At 57.3% G+C, this 25,437-nt stretch carries 28 protein-coding genes; 18 read left to right on the top strand and 10 right to left on the bottom strand.

What is annotated here, in order from left to right; all coding sequences use genetic code 11:
• The first annotated feature begins 28 nt into the window (after nucleotides 1–28).
• The gene (locus tag D9K61_RS17130; RefSeq protein ID WP_254055806.1) at nucleotides 29–832 is read left to right on the top strand and encodes a DUF6473 family protein; all 804 of its coding nucleotides are present in this window, start codon (nucleotides 29–31) and stop codon (nucleotides 830–832) included.
• Between the two features lie 50 nt (nucleotides 833–882).
• Here D9K61_RS17130 and D9K61_RS17125 read toward each other — a convergent pair whose 3' ends face one another.
• The 6 genes from D9K61_RS17125 to D9K61_RS17100 all read right to left on the bottom strand — a co-directional run bounded on the left by D9K61_RS17125 (nucleotide 883) and on the right by D9K61_RS17100 (nucleotide 5,153).
• Entirely contained in the window at nucleotides 883–1,812 is a 930-nt protein-coding gene (locus D9K61_RS17125; protein ID WP_120634397.1) for an electron transfer flavoprotein subunit alpha/FixB family protein, read from the bottom strand.
• Nucleotides 1,812–2,570 (bottom strand): electron transfer flavoprotein subunit beta/FixA family protein, encoded by a 759-nt coding sequence (locus tag D9K61_RS17120; protein WP_120634396.1) that lies wholly within the window; start codon nucleotides 2,568–2,570, stop codon nucleotides 1,812–1,814. The genes D9K61_RS17125 and D9K61_RS17120 overlap by 1 nt, the downstream gene beginning before the upstream one ends.
• A gap of 200 nt (nucleotides 2,571–2,770) precedes the next feature.
• Nucleotides 2,771–3,343 (bottom strand): cob(I)yrinic acid a,c-diamide adenosyltransferase, encoded by a 573-nt coding sequence (locus D9K61_RS17115; RefSeq protein WP_120634395.1) that lies wholly within the window; start codon nucleotides 3,341–3,343, stop codon nucleotides 2,771–2,773.
• A gap of 3 nt (nucleotides 3,344–3,346) precedes the next feature.
• Nucleotides 3,347–3,547 (bottom strand): twin transmembrane helix small protein, encoded by a 201-nt coding sequence (locus tag D9K61_RS17110; protein WP_120634394.1) that lies wholly within the window; start codon nucleotides 3,545–3,547, stop codon nucleotides 3,347–3,349.
• Nucleotides 3,548–3,626: 79 nt separating this feature from the next.
• A complete protein-coding gene (locus tag D9K61_RS17105) occupies nucleotides 3,627–4,454 on the bottom strand; it encodes an SDR family NAD(P)-dependent oxidoreductase (RefSeq protein ID WP_120634522.1) in 828 nt (275 codons plus the stop codon).
• Nucleotides 4,455–4,523: 69 nt separating this feature from the next.
• Nucleotides 4,524–5,153 carry an SH3 domain-containing protein gene (locus D9K61_RS17100; RefSeq protein ID WP_254055805.1) on the bottom strand — a complete coding sequence of 210 codons (630 nt, stop codon included), beginning with the start codon at nucleotides 5,151–5,153 and terminating at the stop codon, nucleotides 4,524–4,526.
• A gap of 203 nt (nucleotides 5,154–5,356) precedes the next feature.
• On the opposite strand from D9K61_RS17100, the gene parC reads away from it, so the two are divergent.
• From parC to tuf, 3 genes are all read left to right on the top strand, one after another.
• A complete protein-coding gene (gene parC, locus D9K61_RS17095) occupies nucleotides 5,357–7,705 on the top strand; it encodes a DNA topoisomerase IV subunit A (RefSeq protein ID WP_120634393.1) in 2,349 nt (782 codons plus the stop codon).
• Nucleotides 7,706–7,802: 97 nt separating this feature from the next.
• The gene (locus D9K61_RS17090) at nucleotides 7,803–8,393 is read left to right on the top strand and encodes a hypothetical protein (protein ID WP_120634392.1); all 591 of its coding nucleotides are present in this window, start codon (nucleotides 7,803–7,805) and stop codon (nucleotides 8,391–8,393) included.
• Nucleotides 8,394–8,510: 117 nt separating this feature from the next.
• Nucleotides 8,511–9,686 carry an elongation factor Tu gene (gene tuf / locus D9K61_RS17085; RefSeq protein WP_120634391.1) on the top strand — a complete coding sequence of 392 codons (1,176 nt, stop codon included), beginning with the start codon at nucleotides 8,511–8,513 and terminating at the stop codon, nucleotides 9,684–9,686.
• A 1,573-nt stretch (nucleotides 9,687–11,259) separates the two neighbouring features.
• Here the strand turns inward: tuf and rpe are convergent.
• Nucleotides 11,260–11,946 carry a ribulose-phosphate 3-epimerase gene (gene rpe / locus D9K61_RS17070; protein WP_120634520.1) on the bottom strand — a complete coding sequence of 229 codons (687 nt, stop codon included), beginning with the start codon at nucleotides 11,944–11,946 and terminating at the stop codon, nucleotides 11,260–11,262.
• Between the two features lie 197 nt (nucleotides 11,947–12,143).
• Between rpe and phnC the strand changes: the two genes are divergently transcribed.
• The 5 genes from phnC (at nucleotide 12,144) to D9K61_RS17045 (ending at nucleotide 16,883) form a co-directional block, all read left to right on the top strand.
• Complete coding sequence (gene phnC, locus D9K61_RS17065; protein ID WP_120634519.1) at nucleotides 12,144–12,965, top strand: phosphonate ABC transporter ATP-binding protein; 822 nt, start codon at nucleotides 12,144–12,146, stop codon at nucleotides 12,963–12,965.
• Nucleotides 12,966–13,032: 67 nt separating this feature from the next.
• On the top strand, nucleotides 13,033–13,935 hold the full coding sequence (phnD, locus tag D9K61_RS17060) for a phosphonate ABC transporter substrate-binding protein (protein ID WP_120634388.1): 903 nt from the start codon (nucleotides 13,033–13,035) through the stop codon (nucleotides 13,933–13,935).
• Between the two features lie 66 nt (nucleotides 13,936–14,001).
• A complete protein-coding gene (phnE, locus tag D9K61_RS17055; RefSeq protein ID WP_120634387.1) occupies nucleotides 14,002–14,883 on the top strand; it encodes a phosphonate ABC transporter, permease protein PhnE in 882 nt (293 codons plus the stop codon).
• Nucleotides 14,880–16,247 (top strand): phosphonate ABC transporter, permease protein PhnE, encoded by a 1,368-nt coding sequence (gene phnE, locus D9K61_RS17050; protein ID WP_120634386.1) that lies wholly within the window; start codon nucleotides 14,880–14,882, stop codon nucleotides 16,245–16,247. The genes phnE (D9K61_RS17055) and phnE (D9K61_RS17050) overlap by 4 nt, the downstream gene beginning before the upstream one ends.
• Nucleotides 16,248–16,268: 21 nt before the next feature.
• Complete coding sequence (locus D9K61_RS17045) at nucleotides 16,269–16,883, top strand: chloramphenicol acetyltransferase (RefSeq protein ID WP_120634385.1); 615 nt, start codon at nucleotides 16,269–16,271, stop codon at nucleotides 16,881–16,883.
• Between the two features lie 42 nt (nucleotides 16,884–16,925).
• Here the strand turns inward: D9K61_RS17045 and phnF are convergent, their stop codons facing one another.
• Nucleotides 16,926–17,642, bottom strand: a complete 717-nt coding sequence (gene phnF / locus D9K61_RS17040) for a phosphonate metabolism transcriptional regulator PhnF (protein WP_120634384.1) — start codon at nucleotides 17,640–17,642, stop codon at nucleotides 16,926–16,928.
• 103 nt (nucleotides 17,643–17,745) lie between these two features.
• On the opposite strand from phnF, the gene phnG reads away from it, so the two are divergent.
• From phnG to D9K61_RS17000, 8 genes are read left to right on the top strand one after another with little or no spacing between them, the layout of a single operon-like run.
• Entirely contained in the window at nucleotides 17,746–18,204 is a 459-nt protein-coding gene (gene phnG, locus D9K61_RS17035) for a phosphonate C-P lyase system protein PhnG (protein WP_120634383.1), read from the top strand.
• Complete coding sequence (gene phnH / locus D9K61_RS17030) at nucleotides 18,204–18,779, top strand: phosphonate C-P lyase system protein PhnH (protein WP_120634382.1); 576 nt, start codon at nucleotides 18,204–18,206, stop codon at nucleotides 18,777–18,779. Before phnG ends, phnH begins: the two co-directional genes overlap by 1 nt.
• Before the next feature lie 3 nt (nucleotides 18,780–18,782).
• Nucleotides 18,783–19,874: a carbon-phosphorus lyase complex subunit PhnI gene (locus D9K61_RS17025; RefSeq protein ID WP_120634381.1), complete on the top strand. Its 1,092-nt coding sequence runs from the start codon at nucleotides 18,783–18,785 to the stop codon at nucleotides 19,872–19,874.
• Nucleotides 19,871–20,194: a hypothetical protein gene (locus D9K61_RS27015; RefSeq protein ID WP_162946942.1), complete on the top strand. Its 324-nt coding sequence runs from the start codon at nucleotides 19,871–19,873 to the stop codon at nucleotides 20,192–20,194. The genes D9K61_RS17025 and D9K61_RS27015 overlap by 4 nt, the downstream gene beginning before the upstream one ends.
• Nucleotides 20,187–21,047 (top strand): alpha-D-ribose 1-methylphosphonate 5-phosphate C-P-lyase PhnJ, encoded by an 861-nt coding sequence (locus tag D9K61_RS17015; RefSeq protein WP_120634379.1) that lies wholly within the window; start codon nucleotides 20,187–20,189, stop codon nucleotides 21,045–21,047. Before D9K61_RS27015 ends, D9K61_RS17015 begins: the two co-directional genes overlap by 8 nt.
• On the top strand, nucleotides 21,044–21,814 hold the full coding sequence (gene phnK / locus D9K61_RS17010) for a phosphonate C-P lyase system protein PhnK (protein ID WP_120634378.1): 771 nt from the start codon (nucleotides 21,044–21,046) through the stop codon (nucleotides 21,812–21,814). Before D9K61_RS17015 ends, phnK begins: the two co-directional genes overlap by 4 nt.
• A 22-nt stretch (nucleotides 21,815–21,836) precedes the next feature.
• Nucleotides 21,837–22,520 (top strand): phosphonate C-P lyase system protein PhnL, encoded by a 684-nt coding sequence (gene phnL, locus D9K61_RS17005; RefSeq protein WP_120634518.1) that lies wholly within the window; start codon nucleotides 21,837–21,839, stop codon nucleotides 22,518–22,520.
• Complete coding sequence (locus tag D9K61_RS17000) at nucleotides 22,517–23,065, top strand: AAA family ATPase (protein ID WP_120634377.1); 549 nt, start codon at nucleotides 22,517–22,519, stop codon at nucleotides 23,063–23,065. The genes phnL and D9K61_RS17000 overlap by 4 nt, the downstream gene beginning before the upstream one ends.
• Here the strand turns inward: D9K61_RS17000 and D9K61_RS16995 are convergent.
• Entirely contained in the window at nucleotides 23,047–23,730 is a 684-nt protein-coding gene (locus D9K61_RS16995; RefSeq protein ID WP_120634517.1) for a DUF1045 domain-containing protein, read from the bottom strand. The genes D9K61_RS17000 and D9K61_RS16995 overlap by 19 nt on opposite strands.
• 53 nt (nucleotides 23,731–23,783) lie before the next feature.
• Between D9K61_RS16995 and D9K61_RS16990 the strand changes: the two genes are divergently transcribed.
• Entirely contained in the window at nucleotides 23,784–24,926 is a 1,143-nt protein-coding gene (locus D9K61_RS16990) for an alpha-D-ribose 1-methylphosphonate 5-triphosphate diphosphatase (RefSeq protein WP_120634376.1), read from the top strand.
• A gap of 22 nt (nucleotides 24,927–24,948) precedes the next feature.
• Here the strand turns inward: D9K61_RS16990 and D9K61_RS16985 are convergent, their stop codons facing one another.
• Nucleotides 24,949–25,425 carry a class I SAM-dependent methyltransferase gene (locus tag D9K61_RS16985; RefSeq protein WP_120634375.1) on the bottom strand — a complete coding sequence of 159 codons (477 nt, stop codon included), beginning with the start codon at nucleotides 25,423–25,425 and terminating at the stop codon, nucleotides 24,949–24,951.
• Between the last annotated feature and the right edge of the window lie 12 nt (nucleotides 25,426–25,437).

Below are 25,437 nucleotides of genomic sequence, written 5' to 3'. Positions count from 1 at the left end.
CAACCGGGTGAACACTTGGGTGAGTGATATGAGCTATCATCAGGCGGGTCCTTGTGGGGCCGAAGATGCGGTGTGTCAGTATGCTGGATCAAAGCGGTGGTTTCGTGGCCCGGTATCTTCGTTGGATAAACCATTCGTGGCATGTGTGGGTGGGGACGAAACCTTCGGGCGTTTTGTGGAAACCCCGTTTCCAGCAGTTCTTGGGGCGCAACTGGGCGAGACATGTGCAAACTTTGGCAGTCTGTTTTGTGGTGTCGAGGCGATGTCGCGGGATCAGGGGCTGCTGGATTTGATCAACCGGTCGCGGCTTTGTGTGTTGCAAGCGCCCTGTGTGTCCTATCAGTCGAACCGGTTCTATCGCGTTCATTCTCGGCGGAATGACCGCTTTCTTGAGCCGATGCAGGATCTGGTTGATCTGTATCCTGAGGAGGATTTCACCGAAGTTCATTTTGTGCGCCACCTGTTAAGCAAGTTGCACGCCAAATCGGACGCTCGGTTTGATCTCGTGGCGCAGGAGTTGCGCGCGGGATGGGTTCAGAACCTTCATTCGTTGCTGGGGCGCATCGTTCCTCCGGTTGTTTTGCTGTGTCTGCGCGTACAGCGTGATCACACGCAAGACCCGATACCTGTGGATGGCGCCATGACAGATCAACTCAGACCTCAATGTGCCAGTGTCGTCCAGCGATCTGTCTGCGTGTCAGGAGAGTCAGATGAGCTTGAAGATATGCTGTTTGGAACACTGCAAGTGCCCATGGCTGCGCACATGATTGGCCCGGCTGCCCATAGGGCGATTGCCGGTGCCGTGTTGTCAGCTTTGCGGGACCTGAACTGAAGAAGGCCCACCAATTGGCGGGCCCTTCAAATTCAGTTCGACGCTGTAGTTTAGCCGAGCTTTTCTGTCAGTTCCGGCACGGCCTGGAACAAGTCGGCGACCAGTCCGAAATCGGCGACCTGGAAAATCGGTGCTTCTTCGTCCTTGTTAATAGCGACGATGACTTTCGAGTCTTTCATACCAGCAAGGTGCTGGATCGCGCCCGAGATGCCGACAGCGACATACAGATCAGGAGCTACCACCTTACCGGTCTGACCTACCTGCCAGTCGTTCGGGGCATAGCCCGAGTCGACCGCCGCGCGCGATGCGCCAACCGCAGCGCCCAGCTTGTCAGCCAGACCTTCGATCAGTTTGAAGTCCTCTTCCGAACCGACACCACGGCCGCCCGAGACAACTACGCCAGCCGAAGTCAGTTCGGGACGGTCGCTTTCGGCCACCTTATCCTCGACCCATTCGGAGAGTCCGGGGTTGTCGCCAACCGAGATGGCCTCAACTGCGGCCGAGCCACCTTCGCCTGCAGCGTCAAAGCTGGCGGTCCGGATGGTGATGACTTTCTTGGCGTCGTTTGACTTCACGGTCTGGATTGCGTTGCCCGCATAGATCGGACGCTCGAAAGTCGAGCCGTCAACCACGCCGGAAGCATCCGAGACGATCATGACGTCCAACAACGCGGCAACGCGCGGCATGACGTTCTTGGCGTCGGTGGTGGCGGGGGCAACGATGTGTTCGTAGCCGTCGGCCAAGCCAACAATCAGCGCAGCCGTCGATTCCGCCAGGCGGTGACCCAGCGATGCATCTTCGGCAACCAGCACTTTGGACACGCCATCGATCTTGGCAGCGGACTCACCAGCTGCCGCGGCGGAACCGCCTGCGGCCAGCACAGTCACGTCACCCAGCGCCTTTGCGGCGTTGACGGCCTTGGCGGTGGCGTCCATCGCCAGTTCGCCATTGTTAACCTCTGCGAGAAGAAGAACAGCCATTACACAGCCCCCGCTTCTTTGAGTTTCCCGACCAGCTCATCGACCGAGCCCACGATGATACCGGCGGCGCGTGCCGGCGGCTCTTCGGTCTTGACGACTTCCAGACGCGGCGTGACGTCGACGCCGTAGTCGGCGGCGGTTTTCTCGTCCAGCGGCTTTTTCTTCGCCTTCATGATGTTGGGCAGCGACGCATAGCGCGGCTCGTTCAGACGCAGGTCAACGGTCACGATGGATGGCATCTTGACGCTGATGGTCTGCAGACCGCCGTCCACTTCACGGGTGATCTTGGCGCTGTCGCCTTCGATGTCCAATTCAGACGCGAAGGTGCCTTGCGACCAGCCCAGTAGGGCCGATAGCATCTGACCGGTGGCGTTCATGTCGTTGTCGATCGCCTGCTTGCCCGCAAGAACGATGCCCGGCTGCTCTTCCTCGACCACTTTGGCAAGGATCTTGGCAACGGCCAGCGGTTCGATATCCTGATGGACGTCATCGGCGGCAATCACCAGAATGGCGCGGTCGGCGCCCATAGCCAACGCGGTGCGCAGCGTTTCCTGCGACTGCTTCACGCCGATCGAAACAGCAATGACCTCGTCGGCTTTGCCAGCTTCTTTCAGGCGGATCGCCTCTTCGACCGCGATTTCGTCGAACGGGTTCATCGACATTTTGACATTGGCGAGATCAACACCGCTACCGTCCGCTTTGACGCGAACCTTCACATTATAGTCAATCACGCGTTTGACAGGCACGAGTACCTTCATTTTAGCGCTTTCTCCTCAAAAAACGGTAAGCCGCGCAGCGACTCCACCAATGCTCTCGCCGGTCTCAATAGCGTTTCTGCCGCGTTCACAACAGAGCAAAATCGTCACGTCATGGCTTTGAGACGTCGCGTTTTGTCGTTTTTGACACGAGGTCTTTTTAATCGATTGGGCAATCATGTCTTTTGGACGCAATACCTCCGTCAGCGGTTGGCCCCTGGCACCCACAAGACATCTGCGGTCCCATTCTCATTGGCACACCGTGCGGCCACAAAGAACCAGTCGCTCAGACGGTTGAGGTATTTGACCGCCACCGGATTGACTGGTTCCATGTTCGACAATTCCACAACCAGCCTCTCGGCCCGGCGGGATACGGTTCGACATACATGTAAATGTGCAGCCAAACGCGTCCCGCCCGGCAGAATGAAGCTGCGCAGCGGCTCGAGGATCTCGTTCATCACATCTATCTCGGATTCGAGTCGATCAATCTGCGCCGGGGCGATGCGGAGAGGCGGATAGTCGGCCTCGGCATCCTTGTCCATGTCTGGACGGCACAGATCCGCACCAAGGTCGAAAAGGTCGTTCTGTATCAGGGCAAGCGCGGCCTCGACGTCCCCGTCCGCTTCGGACCGGGCTACGCCAACAAAGGCGTTCAGCTCATCCACGGTGCCATAGCCTGCAACACGACCGGAATACTTCGCAACCCGCTCACCATTGCCCAAAGCCGTTTTGCCGTCATCGCCAGTCCGCGTGTAAATCTTGTTGAGAACGACCATCGGTTAGCCCCCTTGTCCGCGCAAATAGACGAAGATCACGATCAAAATCACGGCAATGAACTGAAAGAGGATGCGCAGGCGCATCATCTTGTTGCTTTTCTTCGCGGCGTCCATACCGCTTTTGCCGAAATTCGCGATGCCCATGGTCAACACGACAACAACCGCTGCCATGGCCAGAAGCAAAACGACCATCAATAGGTCCATACCAAGTCACCGTCCGCATTTTATTGCATTGCGCCTCATCTAGCGTCACGCGGTGAAAAAGCGAACCGGTAAAATCGTCTCAGACGTCCGAAAGGATACGGTCGATGGCCTTGGTGGGCAGGATTCGGCGTAAATACCCGGCGATATAGGTCGGGGTAGTGACATAGTAGCGGGATTTTGGGTTACGCGCTTCGACGGCATGGGCCAATTTGTCGGTCACAGCCGCAGGGGGGAGTTCAAATCGATCGGGACCCGAGTCTTCGTACAAACGATTGAGCAATGAGGTTTGATATTTTTCTTTCAGGGCCGAGCTTTCCCAATCTATGAACCTTTCGAACAACGGAATTGCCTTTTCCCGAAGTTTCGACGTGATTGGACCAGGCTCGATAAGTACGACCTTGATGCCGGTATCGCGCAGTTCCAGCCGCATGGTATCGGTCAGACCCTCTATGGCGTATTTGGTGGCGACATAGGCCCCTCGCCATGGGAAAGCCACCAACCCCAGAACTGATGAACACTGCACAATGCGCCCATAGCCCTGTGCCCGCATAACGGGAATGACCTGACGTGTCAGCTCGTGCCAGCCAAAGACATTGGATTCGAAAATATACCTCAGCCCCTCGGTCGGCACGTCCTCGACAGCGCCGGGCAATCCATGTGCGCCGTTGTTGAACAGCGCGTCCAAAGTTCCCCCGGTCGCGGTGAGGACCTCGGTAAAACCTGAGGAAATGCTGTCAGCGTCTGCGTAGTCGATCCTGGGACTTTCGAATCCTTGAGCCCGAAGCCGATCACAATCGCGTTGCTGGCGGCAGGACGCAAACACGCGCCACCCACGTGCACGCATGCCGTGTGCTGCGTCCAGACCGATACCAGATGAGCAGCCAGTAATTAGAATCGATTTCTGCATGTTTTCCCCGAGCGTCATCCCCACCAAAAGCTATGGCGAGCTTAGACGCAGGGCAATGACACCCAGACGTTAGTTTGCGGTTTTTTGGATAAGTGAGGCGGAAATCCATCCAACCTGTTGCCCGGGCAACACGCGAAGCCGTAACCAGCCGGTGCCCGATTCGCCAAGAACCTCGACCTGCTGGCCGATTCTGGCTTTGCCTACGATGGGGTAAATCGTTCCCGGCCCGTCACGCATGTTCACCCGCGTCCCTGAAACCTCGCGGATGTCTTTCGTCACCTCGCTCGGTTCCGGCAAGACGGGCGTCTGGGGGTCGGCATCCGTTGCGACCTGCTGCATTGCACTCACGCCCTGTTCCAACGAGGCCAGCGTCAGCGTGACATTCTCGTCGTTGAACAAGGAGGGATTGGCTTTCAAGCCCGCAGCGACTTGAGACAACAGGGCTTTCGTCTCGGTTTCGTCCAGAGCCGGTTCAGGTTCGGCGAGCGGCGGGATTATGTCGGCCGTTTTTAATGCGGTCCGTGTCACCAATTCATCAACAGGCGCTGCAACGACTTTCTTCGAAGCCGCTCTGGCCACCGATGCCACCCGATCAGGTTGAGTAGTGCGTATTCCACGTGGTTCAAAATCGGGACCACCGCTCATCACGTAAAAGGTCCAGCCGAGCATGGCAAAGGTAACAAGTATAAGGCGCGTCATGGCGCTCCCCCCAAAGGCAATCGTAACATCAACAAAAAAGCAGCAATTCAATTGATGAAAGCCTAGCATATTTTGTTCAACGAGTCGAAAAACCGGGGAAATCCGGAACTTGCCTCCCCCTGTTGCAAAAAGCGCGACTTGTCCCCAGTAAAATGCGCGCTGCTTGCTTTACCCAGGCGGCCTAGCGTCGTATCACATCATCTATGAATGACACGATCGACGACCCCAACATGGAGGCTCCCGACAACGGGGGTGAGGTGGCTGAACCGCTGCGCCGTGCAATTGGCGAGCGGTATCTGACCTATGCGCTGTCCACGATTATGCACCGCGCGCTGCCCGATGCCCGGGACGGCCTGAAACCGGTTCATCGGCGAATCCTTTATGCGATGCGTGAATTGCGACTCAGCGCTGCGGGCGGATTCCGTAAATCGGCCAAAATTTCGGGCGACGTGATGGGCAACTATCACCCGCATGGGGACGCGGCGATTTATGATGCGATGGCCCGTCTGGCGCAGGACTTCAACGTCCGCTACCCATTGGTCGACGGGCAAGGGAACTTCGGCAATATCGATGGCGATAACCCGGCGGCCTCGCGTTACACCGAGGCGCGGATGACCATCGTGGCCGAGGCGTTGCTTGAGGGCCTCAACGAAGACGCGGTTGATTTTCGGGACAATTATGATGGCACGCTGACAGAACCGGTTGTACTGCCCGCGCAGTTCCCGAACCTGCTGGCCAATGGATCAAGTGGGATCGCTGTCGGTATGGCGACCAATATTCCACCGCACAATATTGCCGAGCTGTGCGATGCCTGCCTGCATCTGATCAAGGTCCCGGACGCGCGCGACGACACCTTGTTGAATTACGTTCCCGGTCCGGATTTTCCGACCGGGGGTATCATTGTCGAGCCACCCGAAAATATTGCTCAGGCTTACCGCACCGGGCGCGGGTCGTTCCGCCTGCGTTGTAAGTTTGAGGTGGAGGACCTTGGTCGTGGGCAGTGGCAGATTATTGTCACCGAGATTCCCTATCAGGTTCAGAAGTCCAAGCTGATCGAAAAGATCGCCGAGCTGATTCAGACTAAGAAAATTCCGATCCTCGCCGATGTCCGCGACGAATCTGCTGATGACATTCGTCTGATCATTGAGCCGCGGTCCAAGAACGTTGATCCCGAGGTCCTGATGGGCATGCTCTATCGCAACTCGGATCTTGAGGTGCGGTTCAGCCTGAACATGAATGTGTTGATCGACGGCGTCACGCCGAAGGTCTGCTCGATGAAGGAGGTGTTACGCGCCTTCCTTGATCACCGGCAAGAAGTACTGTTGCGTCGGTCTCGTCACCGGATGGCGAAGATCGATCATCGGTTAGAGGTTTTGGAAGGCTTTATTGTCGCATTCCTGAACCTGGACCGCGTGATTGACATCATCCGTTACGATGATGACCCCAAGGACGCGCTGATGCGCGAAAACTGGGGCATCGACCACGTCCGCGCCACCAATGAGGCCGACTATGTCTCACCCGCGCTGGGTGAAGGTGAGCTGTCCGAAGTTCAGGTCGACGCGATCCTCAACATGCGCCTGCGCAGCCTACGCCGTCTGGAAGAGATGGAGTTGATCCGCGAGCGTGATGCACTGATGGAAGAGCGTGCCAATCTCGAAGACCTGCTGGCCGATGACAGCCTGCAATGGGCCAGGATCGCAGAGCAGTTGAAAGAGACCAAGAAAACCTTTGGCAAAGACTACGAAGGCGGTGCGCGCCGCACCCGATTTGCCGAGGCGGGCGAGGTTGAAGAGGTGCCGCTGGAGGCGATGATTGACCGGGAACCGATTACTGTCGTCTGTTCTCAGATGGGTTGGATTCGCGCCATGACGGGTCATATAGACCTGACCCGGGAGTTGAAATTCAAGGATGGCGACGGACCGCGGTTCATCTTCCATGCCGAAACGACGGATCGTTTGCTGGTCTTTGCCTCGAACGGGCGGTTCTATACCCTGAGTGCATCCAATCTGCCCGGCGGGCGGGGCATGGGTGAGCCGCTGCGTCTAATGGTCGATCTGCCCAACGAAGCGCAGATCATCGATATCCTGATCCATAAACCGGGGCGTAAGCTGCTGGTAGCTTCAGATGCGGGTAACGGGTTCATGGTGCCCGAGGATGACGTCCTCGCCCAGACCCGTAACGGCAAGCAGGTGCTGAATGTCAAAGACAGTGAAACAGCCATGATCTGCAAGCCCGTTGATGGTGATCACGTGGCTGTCGTGTCAGAAAACGGGAAATTCCTGGTCTTCCCGATCGAGGATCTGCCCGAGATGACCCGCGGCAAAGGCGTGCGCTTGCAAAAGTACAATATGGCACGCGGACGTCAGGGCACGCTGGAATTGGATGGCGGCCTGTCAGACCTGACGACCTTTAGCTGGGAAGATGGCCTGAAATGGTCCATGGGCGGAGACAAAACGCGTCACGAAGCGGACTTGAGCCCATGGCTGGCCAAACGTGCAAGTGTCGGGAAAAAGGCACCGTATGGGTTCCCGCGAGACTATAAATTCACCTGATCGTGTTTCAGAAGATGTGTATTTCCGCCGATACGGCTTGGCACAAACCGTATCAGTGGGCTACACCCAATAAAAACAGGCCTATCGAGAAGAGAAAATGTTACGCATTCTGACTCTGATTACCGGATTGGCCCTGATGGGCGCATGTACCCAGACGCAGGTTTATGAAGAACCTGAATCGCTGGGTGAATTCAAACTCCGCGTGAACTACGCCTTCGCCGAGAAGGCGAAAAAGGGGCCTGTATCCCGTGACGCGACGCCCGAAGAATGGCAAGACGCCATCCAAAACGCAGTGAATATTCGCATGGGCCGCTATGAAGGGGCGCAGGATTATGACATCGGTATCAGCCTTGAAGGCTACATGCTGGCACCGCCCGGAATACCAATAATCTACAATCCCAAAAGCACGGCTATCGTTCTGGTGAACGTCTATGATGTGAACAAGAAGGAATTTCTGGCCAAGCGCAAACAATTCCAGGTTCTGGAAGATACCACCGGTGGCAGTGCCTTCAAAGGATCCGGACATGAACGGACCAAAGAAGAACAGATGAGCGGTCTGGCGCTGAAAGTTGCGGACCGGGTCGAGGAATGGCTTGCCGAGGAGCACCTGGAAAATGGCTGGTTTGACAAGCGTCCGGACCTGATCCAGCCGCTGGAGTCCGCTGAGGTCACGCAAAATCCGGCGTAAGCTACGGCTTTTCACTCAGGATGTGCTTGATTTTCCCCTGTGAACCAAATATCTCGCGCGCGCAGATGTAACTTACGGGACCACGGGTCCCCCAAATCGCAAAAGGGCGCCTGAGGAATGGCAAAGGAAAAGTTTGAGCGTAATAAGCCGCACGTCAACATCGGTACGATTGGCCACGTTGACCACGGCAAGACCACGCTGACCGCAGCGATCACCAAATATTTTGGTGACTTCAAAGCGTATGACCAGATTGACGGCGCGCCGGAAGAAAAAGCGCGTGGCATCACCATCTCGACCGCCCACGTGGAATACGAGACGGACAACCGCCACTATGCGCACGTTGACTGCCCCGGCCACGCCGACTACGTCAAGAACATGATCACCGGTGCTGCCCAGATGGACGGCGCGATCCTTGTTGTGAACGCTGCTGACGGCCCGATGCCTCAGACCCGCGAGCACATCCTGCTGGGCCGCCAGGTTGGCATCCCGACCATGGTTGTTTTCATGAACAAAGTGGATCAGGTTGACGACGAAGAGCTGCTGGAACTGGTGGAAATGGAAATCCGCGAGCTGCTGTCTTCGTATGAATACCCTGGCGACGACATTCCGGTCATTGCTGGTTCGGCTCTGGCCGCGATGGAAGGCAACAACCCGGAAATCGGCGAAGAATCGATCCGCAAGCTGATGGCGGCTGTGGACGAATACATCCCAACGCCCGAGCGTGCTGTAGACCAGCCGTTCCTGATGCCGGTCGAAGACGTGTTCTCGATCTCGGGTCGGGGTACTGTTGTGACCGGCCGTGTTGAGCGTGGCGTGATCAATGTTGGCGACGAGATCGAAATCGTCGGCATCCGCGACACCGCCAAGACCACCTGTACCGGCGTTGAAATGTTCCGCAAGCTGCTGGATCGCGGCGAGGCGGGCGACAACATCGGCGCGCTGCTGCGCGGCATCGACCGTGAAGGCGTTGAGCGTGGCCAGGTTCTGTGTAAGCCGGGTTCGGTTACACCGCACACCAAGTTCGAAGCCGAAGCCTATATCCTGACCAAGGAAGAGGGCGGTCGTCACACGCCGTTCTTCGCGAACTACCGTCCGCAGTTCTACTTCCGTACAACTGACGTGACCGGCACCGTGACCCTGGCAGCTGGCACCGAGATGGTTATGCCTGGCGACAACGTGTCGTTCGAAGTTGAGCTGATCGCACCGATCGCGATGGAAAACGGCCTGCGCTTTGCCATCCGCGAAGGCGGCCGCACCGTCGGCGCCGGTGTCGTGTCGAAAATCGTAGAATAATCGGTAGGCCGGGCGTCAGCCCGCCACATTGGTGAACTAAAGAAGGCCGCCCAACAACGGGCGGCCTTTTTCTCATCGGAGTGCATTTGTGCTTTGTTCTTCGCGTCAATCAACCGCGGGTAGTTGCACATTCGGAGGGGCTGACTTGCACTCAGCCTGATCTTCCAGACCAAACGGGTCCGAAGTGCAAGAGGATCGCCCACATGCGCGTAAAAACTCGACTTTAGGTGATCTACTCAGGGCAGCTCCTAAGTGGCGGGTCGTTACCTTTCTCAGTTCAGAGCCCGCAATGTCCCACTGAGTGCATGATAGTCGCAGCACTTCCCAACTGACATTTGGATTCGCCAACCCCTCTATCAGAAAGCCGTCGCTAAGCGGCACTTCGCGGCGCACGTCATCTTCCCATTCGCTCCTGTGTTTAAACAAATCCGCGATGTTTTCGGATCGTTCTCTGCCTGAGAGCCAGTATCGAAGGGCGACAATTGGACCATCGTCGAATTCGGTGATACTCCTCGAGAGTGCATTCCGCTTTGCCGGTAAGAAGAATTCATTTGCGTCTCTTAGATTTGACGTTGTGGTTATGCGATCAATCAACTGGCCATCGGAGGTCTCTAAGCGCCATTCATTCAACCAATGCCAATCGTCAATTCTGCGAGATTTTTTAGTCGTGAACTGATAATGGATTGAAGCCGTAGGTTCCGAGATCGGGGTCGCCAACATGCAGATGCCACGCGCTGCGAAATCTCGCGGTATCTGTTCTACCACCGAAACCAGATTGGGATCATCTGAGAAGCAAACTGTATCTCCGACCAACAACCGAGCAATGCGAACGGGGCTACGATCTATTTCCAATTGCACTCCACTCGTAGGATGAGCAAGCATTGGAACTCGTCCGCAACTAGAATTGGTTCCGGGGCAGGTAAACTGCACTTTCCCGCGCATTTTCCTTAAGGGCCAATCAAGATGAATGGACGAAATGTCTTGAGGGTCGAATTCTCACAGTTCGCTTCCGCGCAATGCAGCCCGATCAGCATCCCCTTGGCGAATCAAGCTGCGGAGTTCACCATATTTGTAGAAATTTGCAGCGACAAACAGAACGTAGACGCCACTAGCAACATAGCAGGTATCGAAAAAGGGTCCTCGTCTTCTCCGAAGCAAGCCAATGACAACCACTGACGCCAAAGCAAAAGCCGCGAGATACCAGAGTACGTAAATGAGCGTAACAAATGAATCTAGTCTTACCAAAACCTTCGCAGTCCTTTAGGCACCGAACATCTTTAAATTGCTTCCCGGCAATTCGCGTTCAAAAGGATGAAGAAGTCACCGGATAAATCAACGGTGCTTGCAATATTAGATTAGAATTTTGGGAGAGCATGAGGCACTTGTTCTTTTTGGCAGGCATGTTTCTATTGTTTTCGCTTTGCCAAACCCAACATACCCCGACGGTACGTGCGTTCTCAAGAAAAGGGTCAAGGCGGCGTGATTTCAACCTTCTGTGATCGATGAGTGTTGGCGATGCGCGTCCGCCTAGTCCATCAACACTTGTTCATACTGAAGTGGGCCTGTCGACTAACTAAATGGCTGAATTGGCCGCTGCGCGCACTGCTTTGATGTTCTCACCATACACCTCCGGGTTCTGCACCGATCCGCCTTTGAACACTGCAGACCCGGCCACCAGCACGTTCGCTCCGGCTGCGGTCACCAGCGACGCGGTTTTTGAATCGACCCCGCCGTCGATCTCGATATGGACCGGGCGGTCTCCGATCATTTGACGCAGCTTGCGGACTTTGTCCGTCATGTCGATGAACTTCTGACCGCCAAAACCCGGGTTCACTGTCATGACACAAACCAGGTCTGCCAGATCCAATAGATGCTCAACTGTCTCGGCCGGAGTGCCGGGATTCAGGGCAACGCCCGCTTTCATACCAGCGGCACGGATGGCTTGCAGGGTGCGGTGCGTGTGGGGGCCGGCCTCGACATGGGCCGTCAGGATGTCCGCTCCCGCATCCGCGTAGGCCTGAATGTATGGATCGACCGGGGTGATCATCAGGTGAACGTCCATCACCGTTTTGACATGTGGCCGGAAGGCTTTCACCGCTGGGGGGCCAAATGTGAGGTTTGGAACAAAGTGACCATCCATCACGTCAACATGGACCCAGTCCGCGCCCTGCGCTTCGATGGCCTGAATCTCTTGTCCGAAGTTGGCGAAATCGGCGGACAGGATCGACGGAGCAATCTTGATGGTGCGGTCAAAGCTCATTGCAGCCTCGTATGAGTTGAAGTGTCGCTGATGCATATACCTGCAGCGAGGTCCGAGTGGTAGACCTGCAATCCGTCTTTCTGGGCAAACAAATCGCTAAACCTCTGTCTGGCGCCGTTACAAAACTTTCACCCAAACGACACACCTCCGTTGAACGGCGTCTGTAGCTGACCGCCAAGATGAATTGGGGGTGGCACGTGCTGCGGATCAAAAAACTGACCAAGCGCTTCGGCGACAATATTGCCGTTGATGCAGCGACGCTGGATGTAGACAAGCCTTGTATGATCGGGATCATCGGACGGTCGGGCGCGGGAAAATCGACCCTGTTGCGTATGGTCAACCGACTGACGGATTCCAGTGAAGGCCAGATCCTGTTTGAAGGTCGCGATGTGACCCAGTTGAAAGGCCGTGAGAAACGCGCCTGGCAGGCTGAGTGCGCCATGATTTTCCAGCAATTCAATCTGGTGCCGCGCATGGATGTGGTCTCGAACGTTTTGCACGGGACGCTGAACCGCCATTCGACACTGGCGGCCATGTTTAATCTGTTTCCGATGGAAGATATCCATTGCGCCATCGATATTCTGGATCGTTTGGGCATTGCCGAACACGCACCTAAACGGGCTGAGGCCTTGTCGGGGGGCCAGCAACAGCGGGTGGCGATTGCGCGTGCCCTGATGCAGGACCCCAAGATCATTCTGGCGGATGAACCCATCGCTTCGCTGGACCCAATGAACGCACAAGTCGTGATGCAGGCGCTGCGCCGCATCCACGAAGAAGACGGGCGCACCGTCATCGCCAACCTGCACACGCTGGACACAGCGCGCCGCTATTGCGACCGCGTTGTTGGCATGCGCGACGGGCGCATCGTGTTCGACGGTCTGCCGGAACAACTGACCACCGGTGTCGCGCGCGAGATTTACGGGGCCGATGCCAGCTTCTCGGAAGCGGCGACATCGACCGAGATCGAAACGCTCGACGCCACTCAGAAGGTGCTGATGGAAGCCGAGGCCATCATCTGAGCCACCCAAACCCCTTTCATCACCCGACCCGGTGAGAGGTCGGGGACATAAACCTGGAGAGAGACAGATGAAAAACCTAATTGCTGCCCTTGTTGCGACCACTGCCATGGCCACACCTGCAATGGCTCAGGAGATCAGCGAATTTCGCATAGGCATTTTGGGCGGCGAAAACGCTCAGGACCGTATGAACAACAACGAATGTCTGCGCGAGTACACGGAAGAGGCGCTGGGTGTTGAGACCAAACTGTTCGCGCCTGCCGACTATAACGGTGTGATCCAGGGCCTCTTGGGTGGCACCATCGACATGGCCTGGCTGGGCGCATCGGGCTATGCCAAAACTTATCTGAGCGATCCTGAGGCTGTTGAGCCGGTGCTGGTCAAGGTCAACACCGATGGTGGCTATGGCTACTATTCGATCGGTTTTGCGCGCAAGGACAGCGGCATCACCTCGCTGGAAGACATGCAGGGTAAAACCTTTGGTTTCGGTGACCCGAACTCGACCTCGGGCTATCTGGTCCCGTCGATCGAAATCCCGCAGACCACTGGTGCGACCATGGACTCGGGCGACTATTTTGGCGAAGTGAAATTCACCGGCGGTCACGAACAGACCATTGTTGCTGTGAACAACGGTGACGTTGATGGTGGTGTAACCTGGGCCGATGGTTTGGGCGATTGGGAAGATGGTTTCCAGTCGGGTGCCCTTCGTCGCGCGGTCGATGCCGGTCTGGTGGACATGAATGATCTGGTCATGATCTGGCAGTCCGAGCCGATCCCAGAAGGCCCGGTTGTTATCCGCAAATCTCTGCCAACCGAAGTGAAGGCCAAGATGACCGACCTGTGGGACAATCTGAGCGAAAAGGATCGCGAGTGCTTTTACGGTGTGGCCGCTGGCGAAGCCAAAAGCTTCGACCCGATCACCCATGACGCCTATGAGATCATCATCGAAGCACGCAAGCTGAAGTCCAACTAAGCCTGCACTTTCAATGATCGGGGTCCGGGTCTGCGCCTGACCCCGTTTTCCTACCAGGAGCATTCCATGACAGACCTAACAGCAGGGTCCTCAAGCGTCGATCAGATCCGCGACGAATACACGGCGATGACGCAACGCAAGCGTGTCTATGGTGGCATCCTTCTGATCCTGTTTGTGGCCTTGATGGCTGCAGGGTTCCGCACGGCTGACAGCCGAAACGCCGGTGGTTTTGTTGATGGGTGGCAACGGGTTCTTGACTACCCAACCGAGGTGTTGTCCGAGGCCTGGGAAAAGATTGCTCAGATGCTAGCGCATCTGGTCACTTTCTTTCCGGCCCTTGTTGAGACGCTGAACATTGCGGCTGCGGCGACTTTGGTTGGCACATTGGGCGGCACATTTCTGGCCCTGATGTCGACACGGGGCATGGCCGTTTGGCCGTCACTGATCCCGCTGTTCCGCCGCATCGCCGATATCTGCCGTGCAATCCCCGAAATCGTGATCGCGCTTGTCCTGATTTTTGTGCTGGGCGGTGGTCCGGTGCCCGCGATGATTGCCATCGCCCTTCACACCGCTGGCGCTTTGGGCAAGCTGTTCTCAGAGGTGAATGAAAACGCCTCACTGAAGCCGGTCGAGGGGTTGCATTCTGCCGGGGCCAACTGGTCCCAACGCATGTATTTGGGTGTGATCCCGCAGGTCGGTCCGAACTATGTCAGCTACGCGTTGCTTCGGTTTGAAATCAACATACGTGCCTCGGCCATTATGGGTTTTGTTGGCGCCGGCGGCCTAGGGTATGAGCTGCGCAACGCAATGTCATGGGGGCAGGGGCGTTATGATGAAGCGGCGGCCATTTTCGTCCTGCTATTTGTCACAATCGTCATCGTGGACCAGCTGTCCGGCTTCCTTCGTGATTGTCTGACCCACGGGTCGGAAAAAGGAGCTTCGGTATGAGTACCTTTGCTACCGATCTGTCGATGGATGACCTGAAGGCCAAAGCGGATCGTCTGTTCATCCGCAAACGGCTGGTGAATTTCGGTCTGCCTGCGCTGGTGCTGGCTTACCTGACCTATGTGTTCTTTGCCTTTGATATCTCGGGCCTTGCAGGACGCGCGAATTGGGAAAACGGAAAGACACTGGTGTCGGACAGCTACAGCTATAAGACCCATGTCGCTAGGGACAATCGCAGCGGTGAGGTGTCCATCGCCATCGAAGGCGAACGCAAAGGGGCGTACCCAGATGGCCAATCGCCGGGCTGGGTCGAGTTGGGCGAGACGACCGTCATCGATTTGGAAGACGGTCATGTCGTGCGGTTTGGTCCCGAGACCATTGAATATGACATCCCCGGTTATGGGGTGGTTCGTGCAAGGCCAAGCCGCGCGGCAGGTGTTCAGGCCGAACTGCCTGCCGGAGATGTGCCGGACTGGATCAACGCCTCAAAGAACCGTTTGGCGATCACCACGGATGCGGGGCGCTTGACGATCACTCGCAACCGGTCGGAGGTGTTCCGCTATTTCACCGGGTGGGAACTGTTTTGGTTCACGCTGGACAGCCCCTATTACGGCAAGTCCTTCGGAGAGTTGGTAGGGCGCGTGGCCACGGGCGAAGCCGGTGCCATCTTTGACGATTTTTGGACCAACAAGATGTGGCGGCATCAGGATGTGGCATGGGCCATCTTTGAAACGATCTTGATGGCGTTCTTGGGTACTTTTGGTGCCGCGATGCTGGCATTGCCCCTGGCCTTTCTGGCGACAAGGAATTTCAACCCGCTAAAGTCGATCCGCTTTGCCACGCGTCGGGTATTCGACTTTGTTCGCGGTGTGGATGCCCTGATCTGGACGGTGGTGCTGGCCCGCGCCTTTGGCCCCGGGCCATTGACCGGCGCGCTGGCTATTCTGGTGACCGATACCGGCACTTTCGGTAAGGTCTTTTCGGAAGCCTTGGAGAACGTGGATCAGAAACAGATCGAGGGCGTGCAGTCGACAGGGGCCAACGCGCCACAGCGTTATCGCTTTGGGGTGATCCCGCAGGTGACGCCGGTTTTGCTGAGCCAGTTGTTGTATTTCCTCGAATCCAACACGCGCAGTGCGACAGTCATCGGCGCAATCACCGGCGGCGGAATTGGATTGTTGCTGACGCAGGCGATCATCACGCAGAAAGATTGGGAAGAGGTGGCTTATTACATCGTCCTGATTATCCTGATGGTGATGCTGATGGATTGGTTCTCGGGCTGGTTGCGCCGTCGGTTGATACAGGATGAGACCGGCAAGAAGCGCAAAGTGCGGGACCCAAAAGGCAAAACATTTGTGTTGCCCTGACGTCTGACGAAGGAAAACCACATGTCACGACTACGCGCCGACCAGGCGTTCATACATCCCGATTGTCAAATTACCGCCAGTACGTTCGGCGCATATGTCGAAATCGGCGCAGGCAGTCGTGTCGCAAACACCAGTTGGGGCGATTATTCCTATTGCGACCGGACATGTGACATCGCGAATGCCGAAATCGGAAAATTCGCCAACATTGCCAGCTTTGCGCGCATTGGGGCGACCGATCATCCGATGGACAAAGCCTCATTACACCATTTTCTATACCGATCAGCGGATTACTGGGAGGGTGAGCAAGATGATGCGGACTGGTTCGCCCATCGGGCTCGCCGCACATCCAGGATTGGACACGACACCTGGATCGGCCATGTGGCAATAATCAAACCCGACGTAACCATTGGACATGGGGCCGTCGTGGCCGCAGGTGCAGTCGTCACCAAAGACGTGCCACCCTACACAATTGTTGGCGGTGTTACGGCACAACCAATTCGTCGCCGTTTCTCAGAAAGTACTGGAGAACGGATGCAGTCACTGGCCTGGTGGGATTGGGACAATCAACGATTGCGCGCCGCGTTACCTGATTTCCGCGCGCTGAGCGCAGAAGCATTTCTGGAGAAATACGAGTAAGTCTTCTCTGTCGCATCAGACAGGAAAAGGCTCCTGCGCCGATCAATTGTCGCCGTCATTCAGTGTCAAAGTGACTCGCTCTCCGGCAAATACCGTTCTCCCGTATTCCACTGGCTGCCCATCGGGATCTGCGTTGATGCCAACCGAATACAGGACCGGGGCGCCCTCGGACAGGTGAAGGTGCAAGGCTTGCGTGGCTGTCGCCGCTCTCGCAGTTAAACGGGTTGAGATGCGGGTATAATCCGCAATACCGCAGATTTGCAGGGCCTTGGTGACAGAATGTGTATCGGCAAGCGCGGTCAGAATGTCTGGGAATCGTTCTGCGGGAAAAACGCTTTGAAACAGACCTATGGGTTGCCCATCAGCCAGGGACAGCCCGTCATAGACATGCACGGTGTTGCCGACGTTCAATCCCAACGCCTCCGCCTCGACCTCATCCGCCGCGCGTGTGGTCAGAGCGAGGATTGTCTTGCCGGGGATTTTGCCGCTGGCTGAAATGCTCCTGTGGTATCTGACACGCTTGCCGATTGGATAGTCCGTGGGACGCGCGGCAACAAACACACCCGCCCCACGCCTTGCGTGCACTAAACCCTGATCGGCCAGATCTGACAGGGCCCGGCGAACGGTGTGGCGGTTGACCCCATGTTTGGCCGCCAATTGCGCCTCGGTCGGCAGTCGGTCACCGGTGCCGTAACGCCCTTCGGCGATGTCCGAGGTCAGGCTCAGGGCGATGCTCTTCCAAACAGGTGTTTTGCTCATGTCACCAAATCTTCACAGAGTTGCGGATTGCGAGTCGCGATTGGTAGGTGTAATATTTGTCTAGTTGTATAGTTGATGTAGACAACCTGGCCAAGAGGCTTTGATGACAGATCAGACAGAATTCGCGACCGCGGCACGCAAGGAATGGATGGGGCTGTTGGCCCGTGCACCTGAAGATGCGGTGATGGAGCTTTGGGACATGGTCCCGGATCATCCGGCCTTTGATTGGCTGCGCAGCCCTGAAATCGGGGGCGTGATGGTGCGAGGACGCACAGGCGGAACGGGCGCGCCGTTCAACCTGGGCGAAATGACCGTGACGCGCTGCTCGGTGGTGCTGAAGGACGGCACTGTGGGGCATGGCTATGTGCAGGGCCGGTCCAAGCCCAAAGCGCAGGCGGCCGCCTTGTTAGATGCAATGATGCAGACATCGGCGGCCGGGCGTATTCGCGCGAAAGTTATCGATCCACTGAAACAACAGATATCGGCCACCAAAACTACCCGCGCGGCCAAAGCCGCCGCGACAAAGGTTGAGTTTTTCACGATGGTGCGGGGGGAAGATTGATGGCCGCGCAGATACAGTTTTCCGGTGGCTTTCAAAACGCCCCCGTTGATGCCGCACACGCCTTTCGCGCCGCCATGACGGTGATGGCGCGCCCCGGTGAAATCCGCAGGCTGACAGGCAGCGAACCCCCGGCACCCTTGTCGGTTGCTGCAGGTACGCTGTTGCTGACACTTTGCGACCCAGAAACCAAAGTGCATCTGGCTGGCGCGACAGATACGTACACCGTGCGCAAATGGCTGACCTTTCACACCGGTGCCCCGTTTGTCCCGGCATCCGAGGCGGATTTTGCTGTTGGAACTTGGGATGCGCTGGGCCCGCTCAACGCGTATCGCATTGGCACTCCTGAATATCCGGACCGTTCGGCTACTTTGATTGTGGAAGGTGACAGGCTGCACCAAAGAAATGCGGTTCTTAAAGGGCCCGGAATCAAGGACGTGGCGCATCTTTCCCTGCCTGATATCGGCGCGATGCAGGCCAATGCGGCGCTTTATCCCTTGGGGTGCGATTTCTTCTTTACTAGCGGTGATCAGATCGCGGCCCTGCCGCGCAGCACACACATCAGAGCGGAGGGCTAGCAGATGTATGTAGCCGTCAAAGGGGGCGAGAAAGCCATCGAGAATGCCCATGCCTGGCTGGCTGAGGAACGGCGCGGGTCAACGGATGTCGCTGAATTGAGCCTCGCGCAAATCCGTGAACAGCTGAGCCTGGCGGTGAACCGGGTCATGGCCGAAGGGTCGCTGTTCGATCCCGACCTCGCGGCGCTTGCAATCAAGCAGGCGCGGGGCGATCTGATCGAGGCGATCTTTCTGATCCGGGCCTACCGCACAACACTGCCGCGTTTTGGTTATTCAGAACCGGTTGAAACGGGCGAGATGGCTTGCGACCGGCGCATTTCGGCCACCTTCAAGGATGCGCCGGGTGGTCAGGTCCTGGGGCCGACATTCGACTACACGCACCGTCTGTTGGATTTCAAACTGGCGGCGGATGGCGGGGTGCCCGCCGCACCAGAAGGGGCGGCACTGGAAGAGCGAACACCGCATATCACGGGGTTCCTGAAAGGCGAAGATATCATTCAGGATGAAGCGGCGAGTGACACAACTCCGGGCGACCTGACACGGGAGCCGATGGAGTTTCCCGCCAACCGCCCCCTGCGCTTGCAATCATTGACCCGCGGGGATGAGGGTTTTGTCCTTGGCATGGCCTATTCAACCCAGCGCGGCTACGCCCGCAACCACGCCTTTGTTGGCGAACTGCGGATCGGCAAGGTTGCCGTTGAAATGGAGATCCCTGAATTGGGCTTTGCCATTGAAATTGGCGAGGTCGATCTGACCGAATGCGAGACAGTCAATCAGTTCAAAGGCTCTAAGACCGAACCTCCTCAGTTCTCGCGCGGTTATGGTCTGGTCTTCGGCCAGTCCGAACGTAAGTCCATTGCGATGGCTCTGGTCGATCGCGCCTTGCGTTGGGAAGAACTGGGCGAGGACAACCTCGGCGCGCCTGCGCAGGACGAGGAGTTTGTTCTAAGCCATTCCGACAATATTCAGGCCACCGGGTTTCTCGAACACATCAAGCTGCCACATTACGTGGATTTCCAGTCCGAGTTGGAATTGGTCCGCAAATTGCGGCGTGAGGCCGAAGAACGGATCACACCAAAGGAGGCTGCGGAATGAGTTTAGTCACCCCCATCACCGCCTCCACAGCCGCCGGCTCCGCCATCGCCCCCAGAGAAGTCAGAATGTCCGGACCCAGCAAGTTTATCTTCCTTCCACCACGCGCCGCCGGGTTCATCAGGGTGGATGGTGCTGCTCTTCTCACTTCCGTCGAAATCGCGCCAAACCCACATACCGTTCGGCTCGCGTCGAAGTGTCATCCGGCGGCGATTTTTTCGTCGGACATCCCAAAAGCAAATTGTGGCGATCAACAGGGCAAAGCCCAGAAAAACGAATATCGCGAATCCCTCGAACAAATGAGTGGTGCTGGCAATGTCTGAATACAACTTTGCATATCTGGATGAACAGACCAAGCGGATGATCCGTCGGGCGATCCTCAAGGGACTTGCTGTACCCGGCTATCAGGTGCCCTTTGCCAGCCGGGAAATGCCGATGCCTTATGGTTGGGGCACTGGTGGGGTGCAGGTCTCGGCCGCGACGCTGACGCCTGAGGATACGCTCAAAGTGATCGATCAGGGTGCGGATGATACGACCAACGCCGTCTCGATCCGCAAGTTCTTTGAAAACACGGCAGGTGTTGAAACAACCGAAGAGACAGCCAAGGCGACGGTTATCCAGACGCGCCACCGCATCCCTGAGGCCAAGCTGCGAGATGATCAGATCATCGTCTATCAGGTGCCGATCCCTGAGCCTCTGCGGTTTCTGGAGCCACGCGAGACGGAGACACGCAAGATGCACAGTCTTGAGGAGTATGGGCTGATGCATGTGAAACTGTATGAAGATATTAGCCAGCACGGCGCGATCTCGACCGCTTATGCCTATCCGGTGAAGGTTTCGGGGCGCTATGTGATGGATCCGTCTCCGATCCCGAAATTCGACAATCCCAAACTGGAAATGGATGCGATCCAGCTGTTTGGCGCCGGGCGCGAGCAGCGGATCTATGCGGTGCCACCGCATACCAAGGTGGTGAGCCTGGATTTCGAAGACTACCCGTTCGAAGCCACCAAGGCCGAGCATCCTTGCGATTTGTGCGGGGCCGAAGACAGCTATCTGGACGAGGTGATCATGGATGACGCAGGCAACCGGATGTTTGTCTGCTCGGATACAGATTATTGCCGGTCGCGCCGCGCCGCAGGCCATGTGGGTCGATTGGCCGAGGAGGACGCGGCATGACCCCCCTGTTGCAGGTCAAAGGCATCGAGAAACGCTATGGTGCGCGGATCGGATGCATGGATGTAAGTTTCTACCTCTACCCCGGAGAGGTGATGGGGATTGTCGGTGAAAGTGGCTCGGGCAAGTCGACGCTGCTCAATTGCATGGCAGGTCATCTGGAGCCGGACGCAGGGCAGGTGATCTTTGACACAAGGGCGGATGGCCCCGTGGACACAGTCACAATGTCCGAACCTGAACGCCGGATGCTGAGCCGAACCGATTGGGCCTTTGTACACCAACACGCACGCGATGGGCTGCGCATGTCCGTGAGTGCGGGCGGCAATATCGGCGAACGGTTGATGGCTGTCGGTGATCGACATTATGGCGATATTCGCCACAAGGCGATCGACTGGCTGGGGCGGGTTGAGATTGACGAAGCACGCGTGGATGACCGCCCGACTGCATTCTCTGGCGGGATGCAGCAGCGTTTGCAGATCGCGCGCAACCTCGTGACCGGGCCTCGTTTGGTGTTCATGGATGAACCAACGGGCGGCTTGGACGTCTCGGTTCAGGCGCGCCTGTTGGACCTGTTGCGCGGATTGGTACGCGAGATGGGCCTGAGCGCCATCATTGTTACCCATGATCTGGCTGTGGTGCGCCTGCTGGCGGACCGGCTGATGGTGATGAAAGGCGGTCATGTGGTCGAGGCCGGGCTGACCGATCAGGTTTTGGACGATCCGCAGCATGCCTACACGCAGTTGCTGGTGTCCAGCGTGCTGCAGGTTTGAGTATTTGGAAAAAGATGAAGCGATGATTGAACTGATCAATGTGAGTAAAAGCTTTACCCTGCACAATCAGGGCAGCGCCGTGATCCCGGTGATGAAGGGCGCGTCGCTGCGGGTGAAGCCCGGCGAATGCGTTGCACTGACCGGGGCATCCGGCGCGGGGAAATCCACGCTGATGCGTGTGATCTACGGCAACTATCTGGCTGCATCCGGTCAGGTCTTGGTTGGTGAGCTTGATGTCGCACGGGCCGAACCACGCGAAATTCTGACGCTGCGGCGTGAAACGCTGGGTTATGTCAGCCAGTTCCTGCGAGTTGTACCTCGGGTACCAACGCTTGAGGTGGTGGCGGAACCTCTGCTGGCGGTCGGTGCTGACAAACAAGCCGCTTTGGCCAAGGCGTCAGGGCTGCTGAGGCGGTTGAATATTCCTGAGCGCCTCTGGACCCTTAGCCCCACGACCTTCTCGGGGGGTGAGCAACAAAGGGTCAACATCGCGCGCGGGTTTGCGCGTGACTATCCGGCGATACTGCTGGACGAACCCACCGCGAGTCTGGACGCTCGGAACCGTGAAACGGTGTTGTCGCTGATCGAAGAGGCCAAGGGGCGCGGTGCTGCCATCGTAGGCATCTTCCACGATGTGGAGGCGCGTGAGCGTGTGTGCGACCGTGAAATCAATGTCTCGGAGTTCACGCCGGGGATGGCCGCATGAGCTTGGCTCCGGTGATAGCGGTTGTTGGCCCTTCCGGGGTCGGCAAGGACAGCGTGATGGACAGCCTGGTCGCAAACGCACAGGGTATCCACCGGATCCGGAGGGTGATCACACGACCGGACGGTGAAGACGGTGAGCACTCCAAACGCGTGTCGGTTGATGTCTTTGAGAAAATGGTGCTGGATGGTGCGTTTGCTTTGCACTGGCCCGCGCATGGGCTGCTTTACGGTGTACTCGCTGAGATTGCCCAGCAGCGGCGTAATTCCAAGGCCGTTCTGGTCAACTTGTCCCGTGCCGTGCTGTTACAGGCGCAAGACGTGTTCGGGGATCTGATTGTGATTTCCTTGACCGCCGACGCAGAGATCCTGGCGCAGCGCTTGTCCACCCGCGGCAGAGAAAGCGCGAACGAGCAGGTACGGCGTCTGGGTCGGGCCAAAGCACCTTTGCCTGACGGGTTGAGTCGCGTCATCGAAATCGACAATTCCGGATCATTGGATGAAACCGTCAGCGAAATCCTGAAGCGACTTCAACCGGAAAGGGCATAGCGATGGATCAGGTGAAACCGGCCATCTTCAGCCTCTCCCATCAAGGCCAGATCGGTGATCTGGAAGGGTGTGGGCAGCAGCGGGCCGAGATGTGTGTTCAGAGCGGATTGCGCGGTAACCAAGGTGGGTTTGTCCAACTTGCCGCTGAGCGTGATATGGAACCGGAAGGATGCCAGCACGTAGGGATAGCCCCATTGAAGCAGATTGGCCTCTTGGTTCGGGGTCAGGTTAGCCGCGCGCCTGCGCGCCAACTCAGCCTCGGATGCAGGGGCGCGAAAGCCATCCAGTTCCTGAACGCAAGCGGCTGCCAGTGCGCTCAGCCGGTCAGCATCTCCCAGCGGGCACAGGGCAAGGAAACGGCCCAGGCGCGCGATTTCAAGACCATCCATGATCACAGGCGCGCGGCTTGCCGCAAGCGTCGCGCAAGCGCTTTTCAGTTCGCAAAGCGATTGGCCGTCCCGCAGGCGAAATGGCGGTTTCATTGTGGCATGCAGCCCGTATTTGCGTGGTACCTCCGAGACAGCTGCAACGTCGATGCTATCCACGACTGGGTGCGCGACGTTGGTCCCGGTTTCCATGTCCCAGCCCAACCAGCCGGTTGCAAACCTCGCCCAGTCCGCGGCGCCGGGTGGCGCAAAATAGATCGCGTATCGCGTGAATGTCACATTGGCCTCCTGCCTGCGTGGCCGATCCATAACTCAAACTGTGTGAAGTTCAGATGACAGAAGACTTGATCCTTGCCAATGCCACGATTGTGCTGCCTGACGAGACTGTCACCGGCAGCGTTCGGATCGTGGGCGATAACATTGCCGACATCGACACAGGAGTCTCGGTTCCAAAAGGCGCAATCGATTGTGAGGGCGACTATATCAGCCCGGGATTGGTCGAGCTGCACACCGATAACCTGGAGCGTCATATCCAACCTCGCCCCAAGGTCGATTGGCCCCACGCGGCGGCGATCCTGGCCCATGATGCGGAACTGGCCAGCACGGGGATCACGACAGTGTTTGACGCCATGCGGGTCGGATCGATCCCGTCAGGTGCGGCGCGATACAGGCAATACGCGCGCGGCCTTTCCCAAGAGCTCTGGCAGTTGCGCGAACAGGATGCGCTGAAAATCAGTCATTTCCTGCATTTGCGGGCCGAGGTCTGTTCGGAAACACTCGTTGAAGAGTTGGATCAGTTTGATCGCGGGGACAGGGTGGGTATTGTCTCGATCATGGATCACACGCCGGGACAGCGACAGTTTCGGGATATGGCCAAGCTTGAGGCTTACCTGAAAGGTAAGCATGCCATGGATGATGACACGTTCATGCAGCATGTCGCCCAGTTAAAAGGGTTGAGGGATCGCAACGGCGATCGACATGAGATTGAAACAGTCAAAGCCGCGCGACGTTTTGGGGCTGTCTTGGCCAGCCACGATGACACGACCGAGGATCAGGTACGGGTGTCGGCAGATCACGGTATTCGCCTTGCCGAATTTCCAACGACGGTCGAGGCCGCGCGGTCCTGCCATGATCACGACATCAAGGTCATGATGGGCGCACCGAATATTATCCGTGGGGGCTCTCATTCCGGCAACGTCGCGGCGCAGGAACTGGCCGAGCTTGGACATCTGGATATCATGTCTTCGGATTATGTACCGGCGGCTCTGTTGTTGTCCGCTGCCAGGCTGGGAGAGCTTTGGGGTGATATGGCGCGCGGTATCAGAACCGTAACGCTTGCACCCGCTCGGGCTGCGGGATTGGAGGATCGTGGCGATCTACGGACCGGCGCACGTGCTGATCTGATCCGGTTTCGCATGCGGGCGGGAGTTCCGGCTTTGAACGCGGTCTGGTCGCGCGGGCGGCGCGTTGCCTGACAGGGCGCGACAAAAACTCAGATCAGGCGCGGTAAAACAAATAGCGGTCCGGGGCGATGGTTTCGGGCCCTTTGATCTGCTCGAAGCCCACAAGCGGTTGTCCTGAGATCAACAGACCTCCGGGTTGCATCACGCGCGCGATCAGCGGGCTGAGGCGGGCAGCCTCGTCCACATCTTCATCCTTGATGCCACGTCCGAAATCATAATGCGCCATTGCAACTTTGTGGCCGGCATCCGCCAGTTTGCACAACATGGGCCCGGCTTCGCCCTGCAGAAAATCTTTGGACGGTGGGGTGCTGTCAGGGTGGCATTGCAAAACCCGATCCATCACCCAGATCCTGCGATCAGGCATGATTTCACGTAAGTGGTCATAGGTGCGGCCATTACCTAGCCCCATGTCCAGAATGTCACCGGGCGTGTCGCCAATCTGGGCCGCGGCCCAATTCAACCCGTCGCGCTGGGCAGTCAGGCGGCGCAGCATGGAATCCAGTCGGCTCATCGGGGAACGTCC

It is taken from the genome of Ruegeria sp. EL01 (assembly GCF_900313035.1).
GTDB lineage: Bacteria > Pseudomonadota > Alphaproteobacteria > Rhodobacterales > Rhodobacteraceae > Ruegeria.
The sequence above is the reverse complement of the archived record's forward strand: the minus strand, read 5'-3'. Positions and strand labels throughout refer to the sequence as shown.

Bases quoted from the DNA above. Each gene is read 5' to 3' on its own strand.
- D9K61_RS17105 (WP_120634522.1), bottom strand. From the start codon at position 4,454: ATGCAGAAATCGATTCTAATTACTGGCTGCTCATCTGGTATCGGTCTG.
- phnD (WP_120634388.1), top strand. From the start codon at position 13,033: ATGAAAAACCTAATTGCTGCCCTTGTTGCGACCACTGCCATGGCCACA.
- D9K61_RS17025 (WP_120634381.1), top strand. From the start codon at position 18,783: ATGTATGTAGCCGTCAAAGGGGGCGAGAAAGCCATCGAGAATGCCCAT.
- D9K61_RS27015 (WP_162946942.1), top strand. From the start codon at position 19,871: ATGAGTTTAGTCACCCCCATCACCGCCTCCACAGCCGCCGGCTCCGCC.
- phnH (WP_120634382.1), top strand. From the start codon at position 18,204: ATGGCCGCGCAGATACAGTTTTCCGGTGGCTTTCAAAACGCCCCCGTT.
- phnE (WP_120634387.1), top strand. From the start codon at position 14,002: ATGACAGACCTAACAGCAGGGTCCTCAAGCGTCGATCAGATCCGCGAC.
- D9K61_RS17120 (WP_120634396.1), bottom strand. From the start codon at position 2,570: ATGAAGGTACTCGTGCCTGTCAAACGCGTGATTGACTATAATGTGAAG.
- D9K61_RS17115 (WP_120634395.1), bottom strand. From the start codon at position 3,343: ATGGTCGTTCTCAACAAGATTTACACGCGGACTGGCGATGACGGCAAA.
- D9K61_RS17130 (WP_254055806.1), top strand. From the start codon at position 29: ATGAGCTATCATCAGGCGGGTCCTTGTGGGGCCGAAGATGCGGTGTGT.
- phnF (WP_120634384.1), bottom strand. From the start codon at position 17,642: ATGAGCAAAACACCTGTTTGGAAGAGCATCGCCCTGAGCCTGACCTCG.
- D9K61_RS16990 (WP_120634376.1), top strand. From the start codon at position 23,784: ATGACAGAAGACTTGATCCTTGCCAATGCCACGATTGTGCTGCCTGAC.
- phnE (WP_120634386.1), top strand. From the start codon at position 14,880: ATGAGTACCTTTGCTACCGATCTGTCGATGGATGACCTGAAGGCCAAA.
- D9K61_RS17100 (WP_254055805.1), bottom strand. From the start codon at position 5,153: ATGACGCGCCTTATACTTGTTACCTTTGCCATGCTCGGCTGGACCTTT.
- D9K61_RS17015 (WP_120634379.1), top strand. From the start codon at position 20,187: ATGTCTGAATACAACTTTGCATATCTGGATGAACAGACCAAGCGGATG.
- tuf (WP_120634391.1), top strand. From the start codon at position 8,511: ATGGCAAAGGAAAAGTTTGAGCGTAATAAGCCGCACGTCAACATCGGT.
- phnL (WP_120634518.1), top strand. From the start codon at position 21,837: ATGATTGAACTGATCAATGTGAGTAAAAGCTTTACCCTGCACAATCAG.
- rpe (WP_120634520.1), bottom strand. From the start codon at position 11,946: ATGAGCTTTGACCGCACCATCAAGATTGCTCCGTCGATCCTGTCCGCC.
- D9K61_RS17045 (WP_120634385.1), top strand. From the start codon at position 16,269: ATGTCACGACTACGCGCCGACCAGGCGTTCATACATCCCGATTGTCAA.
- phnK (WP_120634378.1), top strand. From the start codon at position 21,044: ATGACCCCCCTGTTGCAGGTCAAAGGCATCGAGAAACGCTATGGTGCG.
- phnG (WP_120634383.1), top strand. From the start codon at position 17,746: ATGACAGATCAGACAGAATTCGCGACCGCGGCACGCAAGGAATGGATG.
- D9K61_RS17000 (WP_120634377.1), top strand. From the start codon at position 22,517: ATGAGCTTGGCTCCGGTGATAGCGGTTGTTGGCCCTTCCGGGGTCGGC.
- D9K61_RS17125 (WP_120634397.1), bottom strand. From the start codon at position 1,812: ATGGCTGTTCTTCTTCTCGCAGAGGTTAACAATGGCGAACTGGCGATG.
- D9K61_RS17090 (WP_120634392.1), top strand. From the start codon at position 7,803: ATGTTACGCATTCTGACTCTGATTACCGGATTGGCCCTGATGGGCGCA.
- D9K61_RS16985 (WP_120634375.1), bottom strand. From the start codon at position 25,425: ATGAGCCGACTGGATTCCATGCTGCGCCGCCTGACTGCCCAGCGCGAC.
- D9K61_RS17110 (WP_120634394.1), bottom strand. From the start codon at position 3,547: ATGGACCTATTGATGGTCGTTTTGCTTCTGGCCATGGCAGCGGTTGTT.
- parC (WP_120634393.1), top strand. From the start codon at position 5,357: ATGAATGACACGATCGACGACCCCAACATGGAGGCTCCCGACAACGGG.